24 protein-coding genes are annotated in these 14891 nt (G+C 22.6%); 4 read left to right on the top strand and 20 right to left on the bottom strand.

Annotated features, from left to right (window positions below; genetic code table 4):
* Positions 1–403: 403 nt before the first annotated feature.
* The 18 genes from AAHM79_RS02160 to AAHM79_RS02075 all read right to left on the bottom strand — a co-directional run bounded on the left by AAHM79_RS02160 (position 404) and on the right by AAHM79_RS02075 (position 9763).
* Positions 404–1354 (bottom strand): IS30 family transposase, encoded by a 951-nt coding sequence (locus AAHM79_RS02160; protein WP_342257998.1) that lies wholly within the window; start codon positions 1352–1354, stop codon positions 404–406.
* A 355-nt stretch (positions 1355–1709) separates the two neighbouring features.
* The gene (locus AAHM79_RS02155; RefSeq protein ID WP_342257997.1) at positions 1710–2894 is read right to left on the bottom strand and encodes a hypothetical protein; all 1185 of its coding nucleotides are present in this window, start codon (positions 2892–2894) and stop codon (positions 1710–1712) included.
* Positions 2895–2897: 3 nt separating this feature from the next.
* Complete coding sequence (locus tag AAHM79_RS02150; protein WP_342257996.1) at positions 2898–3866, bottom strand: hypothetical protein; 969 nt, start codon at positions 3864–3866, stop codon at positions 2898–2900.
* 234 nt (positions 3867–4100) lie between these two features.
* Positions 4101–4616: a hypothetical protein gene (locus AAHM79_RS02145; protein ID WP_342257995.1), complete on the bottom strand. Its 516-nt coding sequence runs from the start codon at positions 4614–4616 to the stop codon at positions 4101–4103.
* Positions 4617–4630: 14 nt separating this feature from the next.
* Positions 4631–5878, bottom strand: a complete 1248-nt coding sequence (locus AAHM79_RS02140; protein WP_342257994.1) for a hypothetical protein — start codon at positions 5876–5878, stop codon at positions 4631–4633.
* Positions 5879–5895: 17 nt separating this feature from the next.
* On the bottom strand, positions 5896–6081 hold the full coding sequence (locus AAHM79_RS02135; protein WP_174480219.1) for a hypothetical protein: 186 nt from the start codon (positions 6079–6081) through the stop codon (positions 5896–5898).
* Between the two features lies 1 nt (position 6082).
* Entirely contained in the window at positions 6083–6271 is a 189-nt protein-coding gene (locus tag AAHM79_RS02130) for a hypothetical protein (RefSeq protein ID WP_174481134.1), read from the bottom strand.
* Between the two features lie 40 nt (positions 6272–6311).
* Positions 6312–6470: a hypothetical protein gene (locus AAHM79_RS02125; RefSeq protein WP_338959443.1), complete on the bottom strand. Its 159-nt coding sequence runs from the start codon at positions 6468–6470 to the stop codon at positions 6312–6314.
* A 177-nt stretch (positions 6471–6647) separates the two neighbouring features.
* Positions 6648–7313, bottom strand: a complete 666-nt coding sequence (locus AAHM79_RS02120; protein ID WP_342257993.1) for a hypothetical protein — start codon at positions 7311–7313, stop codon at positions 6648–6650.
* Between the two features lie 3 nt (positions 7314–7316).
* Complete coding sequence (locus AAHM79_RS02115) at positions 7317–7562, bottom strand: hypothetical protein (RefSeq protein WP_338959439.1); 246 nt, start codon at positions 7560–7562, stop codon at positions 7317–7319.
* Entirely contained in the window at positions 7562–7699 is a 138-nt protein-coding gene (locus AAHM79_RS02110) for a hypothetical protein (RefSeq protein WP_338959437.1), read from the bottom strand. Before AAHM79_RS02110 ends, AAHM79_RS02115 begins: the two co-directional genes overlap by 1 nt.
* Positions 7692–7895 carry a hypothetical protein gene (locus AAHM79_RS02105; protein WP_338959436.1) on the bottom strand — a complete coding sequence of 68 codons (204 nt, stop codon included), beginning with the start codon at positions 7893–7895 and terminating at the stop codon, positions 7692–7694. The genes AAHM79_RS02110 and AAHM79_RS02105 overlap by 8 nt, the downstream gene beginning before the upstream one ends.
* Positions 7895–8056, bottom strand: coding sequence for a hypothetical protein (locus tag AAHM79_RS02100; RefSeq protein ID WP_338959435.1), 162 nt, complete (start codon positions 8054–8056; stop codon positions 7895–7897). Before AAHM79_RS02100 ends, AAHM79_RS02105 begins: the two co-directional genes overlap by 1 nt.
* 3 nt (positions 8057–8059) lie before the next feature.
* Positions 8060–8353 (bottom strand): hypothetical protein, encoded by a 294-nt coding sequence (locus AAHM79_RS02095; protein ID WP_342257992.1) that lies wholly within the window; start codon positions 8351–8353, stop codon positions 8060–8062.
* 2 nt (positions 8354–8355) lie between these two features.
* Entirely contained in the window at positions 8356–8781 is a 426-nt protein-coding gene (locus AAHM79_RS02090) for a hypothetical protein (protein WP_339040146.1), read from the bottom strand.
* A gap of 2 nt (positions 8782–8783) precedes the next feature.
* Entirely contained in the window at positions 8784–8957 is a 174-nt protein-coding gene (locus AAHM79_RS02085; protein WP_339040130.1) for a hypothetical protein, read from the bottom strand.
* Between the two features lie 134 nt (positions 8958–9091).
* Positions 9092–9610 carry a hypothetical protein gene (locus tag AAHM79_RS02080; protein ID WP_342257991.1) on the bottom strand — a complete coding sequence of 173 codons (519 nt, stop codon included), beginning with the start codon at positions 9608–9610 and terminating at the stop codon, positions 9092–9094.
* Positions 9611–9622: 12 nt separating this feature from the next.
* A complete protein-coding gene (locus AAHM79_RS02075; protein ID WP_342257990.1) occupies positions 9623–9763 on the bottom strand; it encodes a hypothetical protein in 141 nt (46 codons plus the stop codon).
* 1145 nt (positions 9764–10908) lie between these two features.
* Here AAHM79_RS02075 and AAHM79_RS02070 point away from each other — a divergent pair.
* The 4 genes from AAHM79_RS02070 (at position 10909) to AAHM79_RS02055 (ending at position 13871) form a co-directional block, all read left to right on the top strand.
* Positions 10909–11202, top strand: coding sequence for a hypothetical protein (locus AAHM79_RS02070; RefSeq protein WP_174481144.1), 294 nt, complete (start codon positions 10909–10911; stop codon positions 11200–11202).
* A gap of 23 nt (positions 11203–11225) precedes the next feature.
* Positions 11226–12884, top strand: a complete 1659-nt coding sequence (locus AAHM79_RS02065) for a DAK2 domain-containing protein (RefSeq protein WP_339039713.1) — start codon at positions 11226–11228, stop codon at positions 12882–12884.
* A gap of 53 nt (positions 12885–12937) precedes the next feature.
* Positions 12938–13567 (top strand): hypothetical protein, encoded by a 630-nt coding sequence (locus AAHM79_RS02060; RefSeq protein WP_342257989.1) that lies wholly within the window; start codon positions 12938–12940, stop codon positions 13565–13567.
* 76 nt (positions 13568–13643) lie between these two features.
* Positions 13644–13871, top strand: coding sequence for a helix-turn-helix domain-containing protein (locus AAHM79_RS02055; RefSeq protein WP_342257988.1), 228 nt, complete (start codon positions 13644–13646; stop codon positions 13869–13871).
* Positions 13872–13890: 19 nt separating this feature from the next.
* On the opposite strand, the gene AAHM79_RS02050 is transcribed toward AAHM79_RS02055, so the two are convergent.
* Positions 13891–14559 (bottom strand): IS30 family transposase, encoded by a 669-nt coding sequence (locus tag AAHM79_RS02050; RefSeq protein WP_342258232.1) that lies wholly within the window; start codon positions 14557–14559, stop codon positions 13891–13893.
* 9 nt (positions 14560–14568) lie between these two features.
* Complete coding sequence (locus tag AAHM79_RS02045) at positions 14569–14841, bottom strand: helix-turn-helix domain-containing protein (protein WP_342257987.1); 273 nt, start codon at positions 14839–14841, stop codon at positions 14569–14571.
* Between the last annotated feature and the right edge of the window lie 50 nt (positions 14842–14891).

Below are 14891 nucleotides of genomic sequence, written 5' to 3'. Positions count from 1 at the left end.
TTTAATTAATTTACCAGTAATATCATAAACTCTTTGTTGTATGTCAACTACTTGAAAATATAAATTATCATTTGCAATATAAATTAAATAACCACTAATTCCTAATTTACTTAATTTAAAAATAGAATTTCAATTTTTTCTATAAAATTCTTGTTGAATTAAATATTGTTTAATGGTTTCATTATTAATTTCTAATGGAGCATTATATAAATTAGCATTATTTTCTGCTACAAAATCAGTAAAATAAGTTTCATGGTTAAAATCATTAAAACCAAAATAATTTAAAATAGAATCATGTGTACTTTTATTTTTATTAGTTAAAAATTTTAACTTTTCACTTTGATTATCATTAATATTGCTTTTATCTTTTCTTTTAAATGCTAAATTGTAAAGGTAAGTGCAACTAAATTATTTTTCTATCCAAATATTCGATTGGTGAAAGATAATTTAGTATTTTTCTCGGTCTTTGATTTAAAGACAATATAAATTTATGAACTTCATTTTTATTAGTTTTTGAAAAAATAAATTTTTTAGGAAATGTTTCTCTAATTAAACCATTAGTATTTTCATTAGTACCTCTTTGTCAAGGTGAATATGGATTGGCAAAATAAATTTTTACATCTAAATTTTTTTCAAGTTGTTGTCAATTTGAAAATTCTTTGCCACGATCAAAAGTAATAGTTTTAACAATGTTTTTAGGAAGAATTGATAAATAATAACTGACATTTTTATTAATAACTTTAGTAGTTCTGTTTTTAACTAATATTGCTAAAGTAAATCGTGATACTCTTTCAACTAAAGTTATTAAACATGATTTGCTTTTACCTCGTGATGATACTATAGTATCTCCTTCTCAATGACCAAGTGTTATACGATCATTAACATTTATATCTCGTTCTTTAATTGATTTACCATTAAACTTGCCACGATTTTCTTTAGATTTTCGTTTTTTACCTTTTCTTCTTAAATTTTTACTAGTAACTTTATCAAGCATTCCAAAATAAATTCAAGTATAAATTGTTTTAAAACTAATAACTCACTCTTTATGAAAATTTTTAATTCTGCCATAAATTTGTTCAGGTGATCAACCTAATAGTAATTTTTGTTGTACATATTTTACTAAATTCTTATTTTTAAACTTATGAAAACTAATATGTGATTGTTTTCGATTTTCAGCTTTATTTTGTGCAATTAATGAAAAATAATGATTATTATCTTTATTTCTATTAATTTCTCGAATAATAGTACTAATACTTCGATTAAGATTTTTAGCTATTTCACTAATTTTAAATTTAAATTTCAATTGATTCTCAATATAAATCCTTTCATCTATGCCAAGATGTTTATAACTCATATAAAAACTCCTTACTTTTTTCTAAACTAAATTTAGCATTATGAAATTTTTATATGAGAATTTTTTGCAATTTTATTTACTTGCACTTACAAGTATAATTCAGCATCTTCTAATTTTTTATCTACTTCTTCTTTTTTATAATAATCAGATAAATCTACTTTACCACCAGTAGCACTAATTTTATTATTTTCATCAATAGTTATATTAGTACCAGCAATTAATTTATCTTGTTTTTTATCTAATAAATTATTAGTTTCTAGTTTTGTATAATAATCACGTTCAGTATTTTCTTCTGCTATAAATTCAGTTGGTGCACCTTTTCCTATATATTGATATATTTCTTGTATATCACCAATTAAATTAATTTTTCACGTTCAGGATAAGAATTACCGCCACCACTAAATGTTTTATTTCTATTGTTATAGTAAATAGTTCCAATATTTAAAATATTTTTATTTTGTATTTGTTCTTTATAAGTCATGGAATCAACATTTAACAATTCAAATTCATGAAAAATATTATTTAAATAAATTTTAATTACTTTATAAAATTTCATAAAGTTATTTTCTGTTGAATATTGATAACTGATTTTAATAAAATATCATTTAAATGTTTCTATATTATTATTTTCAACTTTTTTTCATAAGGGACTAGTTTCAATATTAAATCAATTATTTTTAACATCATTAATATTTTCATTTGCTTTAATTAATTCATTATTTAATTTGGTAATTTCATTTTCATTTGTAGTAATTCGTTTTTGTTGTTTAGCAGAAAAATCACAAGTTGGTGCATGTGTATAATCACCAATTTGTGGATTATTTTGTAATGCTTCGGGTGGTAATGTTCCAATTTCATCAGGTCAATCTAAAATCATTGTTTCAGTTTCTTTATCATAATCTGTTGCAACATAACCTTTATTAACAAATTTACTAACAGGACCTCTGTATATTTCATTTTCATTATCATCAACTAAATCATCATATAATTTAATTTGTTTTGATAATGTAAATTCTTTTTGTTGTTCAATTAATTCATCAACTTGATTTCTAGTATAAAATGCTTTTAAGTCAATTTTTTCAACATCTATTTCATCATCATTATAACTTGAAAATATTTGTTTTAATTCTGTTAATCTTGCTCATATTTTCATTCTACTAGGTGCTAAATCTCAAACATTAATTGTAGGAGTACTATTTGCACTAAATTGACTACCATTATTAAATTGAATAGTAGCATCAACATTAAATTCAATTGGTGTACGATTAAATACTCAATGTTCAACCATTACATAAACCATATCTCTTAATGTTTCTTTAATTAACTCATCTTTAAAACTATCAAAAGGAAATTTAGATAAAATAAAATCAAGATAAGCATTAATATCATTTTGAGCACGAATAGCAAAAGTTTTAAATCAATCATTAACATTAGGTCATGTTTGTATATATTGCTGTGGTGTTTTTGTACTTTTTCCAGTTAATGGATATCAGTTATTATAATTTTCAAGACTGACATCAGTTCAAAGTTTATTAATCATAATTTATCATTCCTTAAAAAATGCTTGTTTATAATGATGAGTATGTTTTTTTGTTTTTTTATGTGTTATATGTTCAATTTCTTTTTGTATTTTATTTTTGCCTTTTTTTAATTTTTTCTTACTTTTTGCTACAACTTGACTATATGCAAACTTTTCTAAATGATGTAATAATCCAGTACCAAATAAAGTATTTACTGAAAATTTTAAACCAACATTTTTAAATGATTTGTTAATATTTTCAATAGGATTATTAATAACATTTACTACTTTATGATAAGTTCTTATTATTCTAAATATTTCTCTATATACTTTAAAACTATCTCTAATTATTTGTTGCACCACTGGTGGAGCAAATGCTATTGCTTTTAATCATTTATTACGATTAATACCATAACCCATGTATCAACCACTATATCAACGATATCAATGAAATGGATGTATTTGAGTAACAAAAGTTTTTGCTTTAATAATACTATCAACAACTGTAATTGGTTTATATTTAGGATTGCGATGATAAATAGTAATTGCACATTTATCTAATGATAAAGGTTGAATTTTACAACCCATAAATACTGGTGAATTTAATGGAATTAATTGTGCATGTTTAATTGCTCTTTTTTCTGCACTAGTAAATAAATCAGTTGCTTTTTGTTTTAATTTATTAATTTTTTCAAATGCTTGTTTTTCTAACTTTTCAAATTTTTCTTGTAATTTATATATACTTTCTCTTATTTTTTCAAAATATGGTCTATCTTTTCAAAATTTATTTAAACCTTTTTTTAAATAAAATCTAATATCAAAATATTTCAAACTTTGATTTGCTTTTAAAACAAGTTGATGAATAACATTATTTTTAAAATCAAATTTAATAGCATTAGCACGAATTTTTTGTAAATCCAAAATTAAAGTTTTTCCATATCTATTTTCTGTGTGTATTGTATGAACTAAATTTAATCAATCATGTTGGTTCATAGATAATACTTTTTTTAAATCAGTATTATATTTTTTTAAAAAATTATTTGCTTTTTCAATATCTTTGATTTTAAATTTAGGAGTTAATTGTGGACTTAATTTTATTAATGTATTTTGTAATAATAAGTAATCTTTTAACTCCTGTGCTTCTAATTTTTGAAAATTATTTTTATATTGTCTTTCAGCAACATAACCTAAATCTCGTAATACTGTTTCACGATTAGGAGTAAAACTCTAATTCATTAAATAACGTTTATTACCAATAATTTTATCTGTTAAAATTTCTTTTCCACCTACTTGACTAATAATTTCTTGTAAGTTTTTTACTTCTTTAATACCAACTTGTTCTAATGTTTTAGTTTCTTGTGCTAATTTAATAAATTTAGTTGTACGATAACCACGACTAATTTTATTCAGTCCAGCAAATGCAGGTAGTATATTAAAGAAAGTATTTAATTTTGTTACATTTCCTTTTAAATAATCATAAACTTGATTAATAGTAAAATCAGTTAAAAATTCTACACAAACAGCACTAATACTAGCAACTAAATCACTTGCACCTAATCCAAGGGCTACGCTTTCACTTAATCCACCAGTAAAAGGAGCAAGTGCTACTGCTATTACTTGTACACCAATCATTTCTAAAATTTCTCATCAAAAACTTTTATTTTCTTGTTGTTTACTTATTCTAGTATGTTTGGGTTTATTTATGTTTAAAAGTATTGCTGTATTAGTTGTACCGATTGGCATGGTATTAATTTCCTTTATTTAAGAGTTATTTTAATTTGATTTGTTGTTCCTTTATAATTTAAGTCATTAACATTTGCAGTAATAGTTATATATAAGTCACCGGCTTTTTGTTTTTGATTACTTACATTAGTTTTTCCTTGTGCATCACTAAAATATTTAATAGTTGGATTTGTTAAATTTGGATTTAATGATTTAAGTTCATTAGTACTTTTTATTTGTGTATTTAATTCACTATTATTGTTATTAACATTTGCAGTCATATCAATTGTTAAACTTGTAATTTTAGTTTTTAAATCCGTTTTTTCTGTTTTAATAACTCCACATAACATTCATCTTGATGTTGTTTCATTATTAGAAATATATGGTATTGCTTCTCCAACAACTTCACCAGCAACTTTATATGCTCTTCCTGCTTTATCATCTTTAATAAAATCTACATAAATAACTGTATTTTCTATCATGTATCTTTTCATTGCTCTTGGTGTTGCTAAAATAAAGGTCATTAATTGTTGTTCATTTTTATCATTAGTAAAAATCATATAGTCATCAAGAACGATTTCACATAATACACCTTTTACATATAAATTATTTCCATTTAAACGTAATTGTTGTGCCAACTGATTATCGGTAATTAAACCTTTATTATCTGCTAAATAAACTAAACTATCATAAAGACCATTAGTAATAAAAAATTTACTATTTGCAATATTTCTAAATTGAAACAAAGTATTTCAAGCAGATAACATTGATTTTAAATAGCCTACTGGTGTTGTATCTTCAATATCGATTTTAGTAGCAAATTTTGCAATTGCTTGTGTATCATCAATTGCCAATTTATCTGCTAAATCATTTGCAACTTCATATTGCATACTATCTAATAAATTTTGACCATTATTTGCTTTTAAATCTACATCTGCAATAATTTCTCCTGCAAGATATTTTTTAGTTATTTTTTTACTAATTTTATCTGTATCTGTATTAATTGTTTCTTTAAATACTGGTTGTTCTTTAATCATTTTTTTAATAGTTTCTTCAATTTTTGAATTTTCTAAATTATTAGTTTTAAATTTTAAATAATCATAAAATTCAGTTTTAACTTGATATTTTTTAAATATATTAATCATTTCTTTTTCTTTAATTTCTTGATTAAGTTTATTTAACTTATTTTCTGCTTCATTAACTTTATTTTCTATTTCTTGTTGAGCATTATTTTCAGTTAAAGGTTCAGTTGTTTGTTGAACATTATCTTCATTTTCTAACATTTAACATTCTCCTAATCTTATCCCAGTAATCAATCTTTAACTAATTGTGGCATTTCACTTATTAGTTTTTTATAATCATTAACAGCATTTTCTAATGTATTGATATCAGAAAATTTAAAACAATTATCAATATGTAAATCAAAATCTCTATCAATACTGATATCTTGTTTTCTATATTTTTCATTAAATTCAATTTTTGTCATATTATTTTTCTCCTTTATTAATTTTTTCATTTAATTTTGCTAATTTTTTTTGATGTTTTATAATTTTGTTATTTGCTCTAACATGTTTTGGAGTTGTGATAAATCTTTTTAATAAAACAATAATTTCTCTGCAAATTAATGTTCCAACACTTGTTCCAATAATTATTAATTCATGTAAAAATTCTTTCATTTCAATATTTTCCTTTCAACTATTTATTTTTAATTTTTAATTATTCATCAAATTGACCACCATTAATTCTTTCAATCATTGACTGTGAATTACTTATAATTTTTACTAATACAGATATTTCTTTATTTAATTGTTCCAATCTTTCTTTATATGTCTGAATTTCATTATTATAATATTCAATAATTTTTTCTTTATTCATTGCTTTTCACCTCCCTTATAAACTCATGTGATTGTAATCTCAATTTAATGAAGCATTATCATTATTTAATGGTACTTCGCTCATATTATCACTACCATAATATTGACTTGCAGTTTCACTATTAATAGTAAATCTATTGTCATTAATTAATCTTGCAGTTTCATCATGAAATGATGTTTATTGCATTTCTTCATTATGATTTGTAGTTTCCATAGGTATTAAATTATGGATAATTTCACTTGCACCAGCAATTATGGTAGGTACTGCATAAGCATTATTAAAATCATTATTAATACCCATAGCAACACCACTTGATATTAAACATCCACCAGTAGCCATATTACAAATCTTTCTTATTGTTTCAAATTTATTAGGTACTAACTCCGTTAATCCATTAATAAGATTTGATATACCATAAGCATTTAATGAAATATAAGTATCTCAATCCATTAATGACTGATTTTCTTGCTTATTTAATAATAATCATGGAGGACCCTCAGTTGTAGTTGTAGTAGTTATTGGAGTTGGTGTGGTTGGAATAATAGGATTAATATTATTTTCAGTTCATTTACTATAATTTGCTAAACCAATTATTCCTAAACCTAATAGTATTTTTTTACTACTATTAATTAATTTAGTTTTTGTATTTGGTCTTTGATTTAAATTTCAAATATCTAAACCTAATTTTTTACCAAATAATAAACTATTAATTGAACCTAATAATGGATTATCTATTACTTGACCATAATAAGCACTTGTACCAATCATTGCACAAATTGGACTTATTCCAGTTCTAATTAATTTAGTTAAAGTATAATTTGATTGATTTTCTATACTTGGCATTTTCTATTCTCCTTTAATTTCTAATTTTTTAACTGTTACTTTAATTCAACCTTGATAAACATCATTATCACCAACTATTAATGCAACATTACTTTCGGGGTCAGAAACAATTATGTGTTTTGATTTAACATTTGGGTATTGTCTTAAAATAATTGCTCTAATATCATTACTTGTATGAATTTCTTTTGGAAATGGTGATAATATTTCAATTTCATCTTTATTTTCAAACAAAGTAGGTAAGATAATCATTAGTCAAATTCACCTTTTTCTATTTTTTCAATTAATAAATTTAAAATATTTTTGTCAAAATGAGAGTTTGTATAATTAATTTTTTTAGTTCATTTAATTATATCTTTCATATATTTAAGTAATTTTTCTTTATTCATTATCAAATTCACCAATTTCAATATTTTTGTTTTTTATTTTAATTAAAAAATCTTTTAAACATATTTCTTCTCATATATAAAATTCTATTTGTTTAAAAGATTTAACATTAGTTATTTCATTTTTAAGTCATATTATACGGTCTTCAATAATCTTAATTATTTTTTCTTTATTAATACAATTTTCATGATTATTCATTATTTATTATCCTTATTTTCAATTTGATTAGAAATTTCACTTAATATTTTCAATACTTTATATTCATTTTTTAATTCTTTAATAATAAATATTAAAAATATTATTAATGTTATAATTGTTATTAATATTGGTACTATTAATAAAATTTTTCATAATATCATTTTTTACTCTTTTCATTTTTTAAATCATTTAACATTAATTGAACAAAATGCACGATTTATATTCATATTTCAATTATTAAAGATTTCACCAGTTACTAAAATTTCATCATTTTTGTTTAATAAAATACATCGTCTATAAAATTTTGGGTTGTTAAAAATTAAAGTAACATAGTTTAAACCATTTCATTGTCCACGAACACTATAATATAATTCTTTATTACCTTTTTCGTAATATTTTGCTTCAATAGTGTTACTCAGTTTTACTGTTAATTTGACATAATGTGCTTTATCTTTCATGTTTATAATTTCCTTAAATAATATTGAATATGCTTATATGCATCTTGTTCATGTTTTGTTAATTTTATATTTCCTTTATAATTTTCTATTTTAGTTTTATTTTTTGGTTCACTTTCTAAATAATCTCAATTCATAACATCTTGTACTAATACCATTAATGCACCAATAATCTTAGGTGTTGCTAATGGATTAGTTAATAATTGTTTTGAGCTTAAAAAGAAATTTTCTACAATAACTAATATTTTTTGATTAATAAATTGTTTTTTAATTAATTTAAAATATTCTTTATATATATTTTTACTTTCTAAAACTGTTTTAGTTTTGAATGTTTCATTAAAAGTAATATTATTAGTTTCATGTGAATATATAACAATTCCATTATTACCAATTCCAGCGGGGTCAATTCCAATAATTAAGTCATATTGCATTATTAATCAAACTCACCATTATTTATTTTTTGAATTAATGAATAATATATTGAATCATTATTTGCACTTCTATATCCATCATTTTTAATTTTATTTTCTAAATATGTAATTAATTTTTCTTTATATTCATTAATAATTTCTTGGTCTTTATAAGAAAATGGTTTTTCTTTATTCATATTTATACCTCCTACTTAACCTAATATTTAAAATACAGTCATAACAAATTGCTTTACTATTTTTATCTCTTAAAAAATATTTTCTTGTTTTTATATCATTAGTATTAAAGAATAAATAATCTAATTTATGTTGTTTACATGTTCAACAAAAATACTTTTTCATTATGAGTTGAAATTTCCTTATAAGAAGTAACTAAATAATTAATTGGTAAATCATCATGTTTATATGGATTATTTATTTTAAAACCTTTTCTGTTTTCTTCTCACGTAATGTTATATTTAAAACAAGGATTAGTAATTTTAGTTTTGTTATCTGTTATTTCACCGATAAATCAACTATTATGCTGTTCATAAAATTTTAATGGTTCAAGTTTTATATCATTAAGATAATATTCTTTTGGAGCAGTTGGTTTATTAACAGTTATTTTTTGGTCTTTAATATATGGTTCTAATAATTTTATTAATTCATTACCACTTAATTCTCTTTTAATATTTTCTAATTTAAAAACTCAATATGTATATTTATCATCAGCAATAAAACTATTATTTTTAACCATTCATTTTGGACATTGTAATTTATATTCACCATAATCAATAAGAATAGATTGTGGTTTATCTTTAACAATTTGTTCTTTTTTAAATTCTATTTGCATAATAATCCTTTCCTAATATGTTCTGTTGCTTCTAGCATAAAGAACATATATTTTGATTTTTAGATTATTAATAATACTACTATTCGTTTTATTCATTCCATGAAAACTGGGCTCAAAAATAAATTGTGAAATTTTAAAAAGAAATCGAGGCATTCGATTCAATATTTATTTAATTTGTGTTAAACAAATTAATATTTTAATTGAACCGGCACCGCTCAATTTTTTTTACAAGTTTTAAATTTATTTTCTCGCCCAAAAAAATTTTTCAAAAAAAATAAAAAATAAAACCAACACTTGCTCACTGGGGAGTGGCAAGGTTGGTTAAATAAAGAATAGAATTAATACAATGGGTCCCTACAACAGGTCTATATATACTAGTTTCCAATTCGCTCCCACCCCAAGAATTACCATTAATGGTTAGTATATTTTATTAGGTATCACTCCACTTTTTATTTATCATGCAAGTCCACATGCTAGCTACTATTTTTAACAACTGTGTTGTAGTTCACTTTTTTAGTTCCCAACACGTGTTGATAATAGTGCTAAAGATTGTTATTAAAAATTTTAAAATTTTACAATTACAAAAAAAGACAAGATTATTTCTTGTCTTTTTCCTTGTTGATAATTTTAATTTAACTTACAAAATGTATATTTTATTTTTTTTAAATACGTCGAATATAAAATATAAATTTAATGTTTTAAGAAAAGAGAGTAATTTTGTCTAATTTTCATTATTTTTCAAATAATTCATTTTTGGAAATAAGTTACTAATATGATAATAAATTATTTCGTAACTTTGACAACCGCCCTTGTTATTATGAAAATTGTAATTGAAATTTCTGCAAAAAATAAGATTACGATTAAAAACACAAAAATTCCTAAAATTTATATAGTAAATTTTTGAAGTATAGTTTAATTATTAATTATACTTTTGGTTAGTTAGTATTTTATATATTTTAAATTTTATTATTTTCTATTATATAATGTTTAAGTATAAAAATAAGACAGTTAAGAATAAGTAATTATTTAATTATTATTGTATTACTTTACTAAAATTAATATTAATATTAATTTTTAAAATTATAGATAGTATTTTATATTTAATAATTAGGTAGTTTAGTTTTTCTTAATTATGTTTTTATATAGAAAAAACCATTATCAATATATAATATCTTTATCTTTAAGATTATTATTGTCTTGATATATTATATTAGGTATAATATAAAAGACTATAAAAATTATAAGAGATTTTATTTTATATAAATTTAATTTATTATTAATATAATAGGGGTGATTATGTGGAGAAAGATAAAGATATTATGAACATTATTAAAAAAGCATTATCAGAAAGTATTTTATCTGTACCAGGTGTTGCCAATATTTATGAAAAAGATAATAATTATGGAATTAAAGTTAACAAGTCTGATTTAGGTTGAATTATTGATATTAATATAGTTTGTTTTTTTAATAATAATATTTGAAATATTATGAATCAAACTCAGAAAAATTTAAAATATATTGTTGAAAAGATTATTAAACATCAAGACTATATAGTACTTAACATTTTTGTTCATGATTTAATTGAAGAATAAAAGAAAATATAAGGTGAAATTAAATGAAAAAAATTGATATTAAAACCTTAAAAGTTATGCTTATTAGCGGTGCTAATAATCTTTATAATCATCATTTTGAAGTTGATAAATTAAATGTTTTCCCAGTACCTGATGGTGATACTGGAACAAATATGAATTTAACAATGATGAATGGTATAAAAGAATTAAATGGCAAAGAATATGATAGTTTAAAAACATTTGCTACTACTTTTTCTCGTGGTTTAATGATGGGTGCGCGTGGTAATTCTGGAGTTATTTTATCTCAAATTTTTCGTGGTTTTTTTCAAACTATAAAAACAAAAGATTTAAAAAATGATTTCATTAGTAATGAGGATTTATTAAAATTTTGAAAAAGTGCGCAAGATTATGCATATCGTGCAGTTATGAAACCAGTAGAAGGTACTATTCTTACTATTATTAAAGATGGTGCTAATTATATTAATGAATTAGAAATAACAGGCAAAGATTCGCTTTATATTTTTGAAAAATTACTAGAAGGAATGAATGAATCATTAAAAAGAACACCTGATTTATTGCCAATTTTAAAAAAAGTAGGAGTTGTTGATTCGGGTGGTGCTGGTTTAGTTTATATTGTTGAAGGTATGGTGTATGGTTTAAAGCATGGTAAAGCTATTTCACCAAAGAAAAAATTAGAACAACAAGATACAGCAAAATTAGAAATGGTTTTAAATCAAGAAAACTTTGGTTATTGTTCAGAAGTTATTGTAAAACTAAATAAAGTTAGTAAGTTAGATTTTAATTTAAGCAAAACACGAACTGATTTAGAAACAATGGATGGTCAATCAATAGTTTTAGTAGATGATGAAGATTTAATCAAAGTTCATGTTCATACTTTAAAACCAGGTCAAATTTTAAATTATTTTCAGAAATTTGGTGAAATTTTAAAAGTAAAAATTGAAAATATGACCGAACAGGCAAAAGCACATACACAAACTATTAAACCAATTCGTAAATTAAATAATAAATTTGCTTTAATTGCTGCTGTGCCTGGTAGAGGAATTGAAACCTTTTTTAGAGATGAATTAAAGGTTAACAATATTATTATGTATTCAAAAAGAATTAATCCATCAACAGATGACTTTTTAAAGGCAATTGAAATTGTCGATGCAAAAAATGTCTTTATTTTGCCAAATGATAGTAATTTATTTTTAGCAGCAGAACAAGCAAGAAAATTAGAAAAAAAATCAAAAGTTTTTGTATTACCTGCTAAAAATATTGCTCAAGGTATGCGTGCCGCTTTAAATTTCAATCCTGAATTAAGTGCAAAAGAAAATAATAAAAATATGTGAAGTGAAATTAAATATGCTGCTTTTGGTTATGTAACAGTTGCTGATCGTGATGTTGAAATAGATGGTATTAAAATTGGAAAAAAACACTTTTTTTCTGCTGTTAGTTTTCGTAATAAAGATGGTAAAGAAAAAATTATTGCTTCAAATGAAAATTTATTTAATGTAATTAAAGTATTGTTTACTAAATTAATTTGAGATGGTGCAGAAATAATTACTATTTTTAAAGGTAAAGGTTATTCAAAAGATCAAATTAATTTTATGAAAAAAATTTTAGATGAAGATTATGATATTGAATATGAAATTGTTGATGGTGATCAAGAAGTTTATAACTTTCTTTTCGTGGTGGAATAATACTATGTTATAATATTGTAGACTCTATTCAAATAGTTAGAAAGGAGAAGATTATGACTAATTTATTATTATCCTCAGTTAATCCAAATGATCCAAAGACTTGATCAACTAGTTTAATTGTTTTAGCAAGCTTATTAGCTATTGTTGGTGTAATTTTGTTTGTTGTTACTATGATTTGATTTTTCACTTGAATTAAGTATTCTTGATTCCATCGTGAAAATAGTGCTAATTTAACTGGTGGCGAGTTATCTCAAAAATATTTAAAAACATACGGTATTAATGCAAAAAGAATAAAATTTAAGGGATTTGGTAATATTAATAGTATTACTGTTGAACCTAGGTTTTTTTATTTAAGGCCATATTTATTTAATAATGGTAATTTTACTTTAAGACTATTACCATGAAATTACCACCGTCGTTCTATTTATACTTTAGCAATGGCAATGGAAAGTACTTGGGCAGTAAGTAGTTCAAATAGTAGTCGTTTTAATACTTTTTGATGAGATTTTTCTCGTAAAATAACATTATTTTTTGTTTTAATTCCTTTTGCACTTGCTATTCTATTTGCTCTTTCACCTGCTAATTATTGAATTACTTTATCAGCAGCGAGCGCAAATATACTTTCAATTGTTTTATCAATTTTAGGTAGTATTTTGCTGAATTATACTTGTAAGTGCAAGTAACTAAAATTGCAAAAAATTCTCATATAAAAATTTCATAATGCTAAATTTAGTTTAGAAAAAAGTAAGGAGTTTTTATATGAGTTATAAACATCTTGGCATAGATGAAAGGATTTATATTGAGAATCAATTGAAATTTAAATTTAAAATTAGTGAAATAGCTAAAAATCTTAATCGAAGTATTAGTACTATTATTCGAGAAATTAATAGAAATAAAGATAATAATCATTATTTTTCATTAATTGCACAAAATAAAGCTGAAAATCGAAAACAATCACATATTAGTTTTCATAAGTTTAAAAGCTAAATTGTAAAGGTAAGTGCAACTAAATTATTTTTCTATCCAAATATTCGATTGGTGAAAGATAATTTAGTATTTTTCTCGGTCTTTGATTTAAAGACAATATAAATTTATGAACTTCATTTTTATTAGTTTTTGAAAAAATAAATTTTTTAGGAAATTTTTCTCTAATTAAACCATTAGTATTTTCATTAGTACCTCTTTGTCAAGGTGAATATGGATTGGCAAAATAAATTTTTACATCTAAATTTTTTTCAAGTTGTTGTCAATTTGAAAATTCTTTGCCACGATCAAAAGTAATAGTTTTAACAATGTTTTTAGGAAGAATTGATAAATAATAACTGACATTTTTATTAATAACTTTAGTAGTTCTGTTTTTAACTAATATTGCTAAAGTAAATCGTGATACTCTTTCAACTAAAGTTATTAAACATGATTTGCTTTTACCTCGTGATGATACTATAGTATCTCCTTCTCAATGACCAAGTGTTATACGATCATTAACATTTATATCTCGTTCTTTAATTGATTTACCATTAAACTTGCAACGATTTTCTTTAGATTTTCGTTTTTTACCTTTTCTTCTTAAATTTTTACTAGTAACTTTATCAAGCATTCCAAAATAAATTCAAGTATAAATTGTTTTAAAACTAATAACTCACTCTTTATGAAAATTTTTAATTCTGCCATAAATTTGTTCAGGTTATCAACCTAATAGTAATTTTTGTTGTACATATTTTACTAAATTCTTATTTTTAAACTTATGAAAAATAATATGTGATTGTTTTCGATTTTCAGCTTTATTTTGTGCAATTAATGAAAAATAATGATTATTATCTTTATTTCTATTAATTTCTCGAATAATAGTACTAATACTTCGATTAAGATTTTTAGCTATTTCACTAATTTTAAATTTAAATTTCAATTGATTCTCAATATAAATCCTTTCATCTATGCCAAGATGTTTATAACTCATATAAAAACTCCTTACTTTTTTCTAAACTAAATTTAGCATTATGAAATTTT

Source organism: Spiroplasma endosymbiont of Nomada ruficornis (genome assembly GCF_964030795.1).
Classification (GTDB): Bacteria; Bacillota_I; Bacilli_A; order Mycoplasmatales; family VBWQ01; genus Spiroplasma_E; species Spiroplasma_E ixodetis_A.
This window is presented reverse-complemented; position numbering and strand designations above follow the sequence as displayed.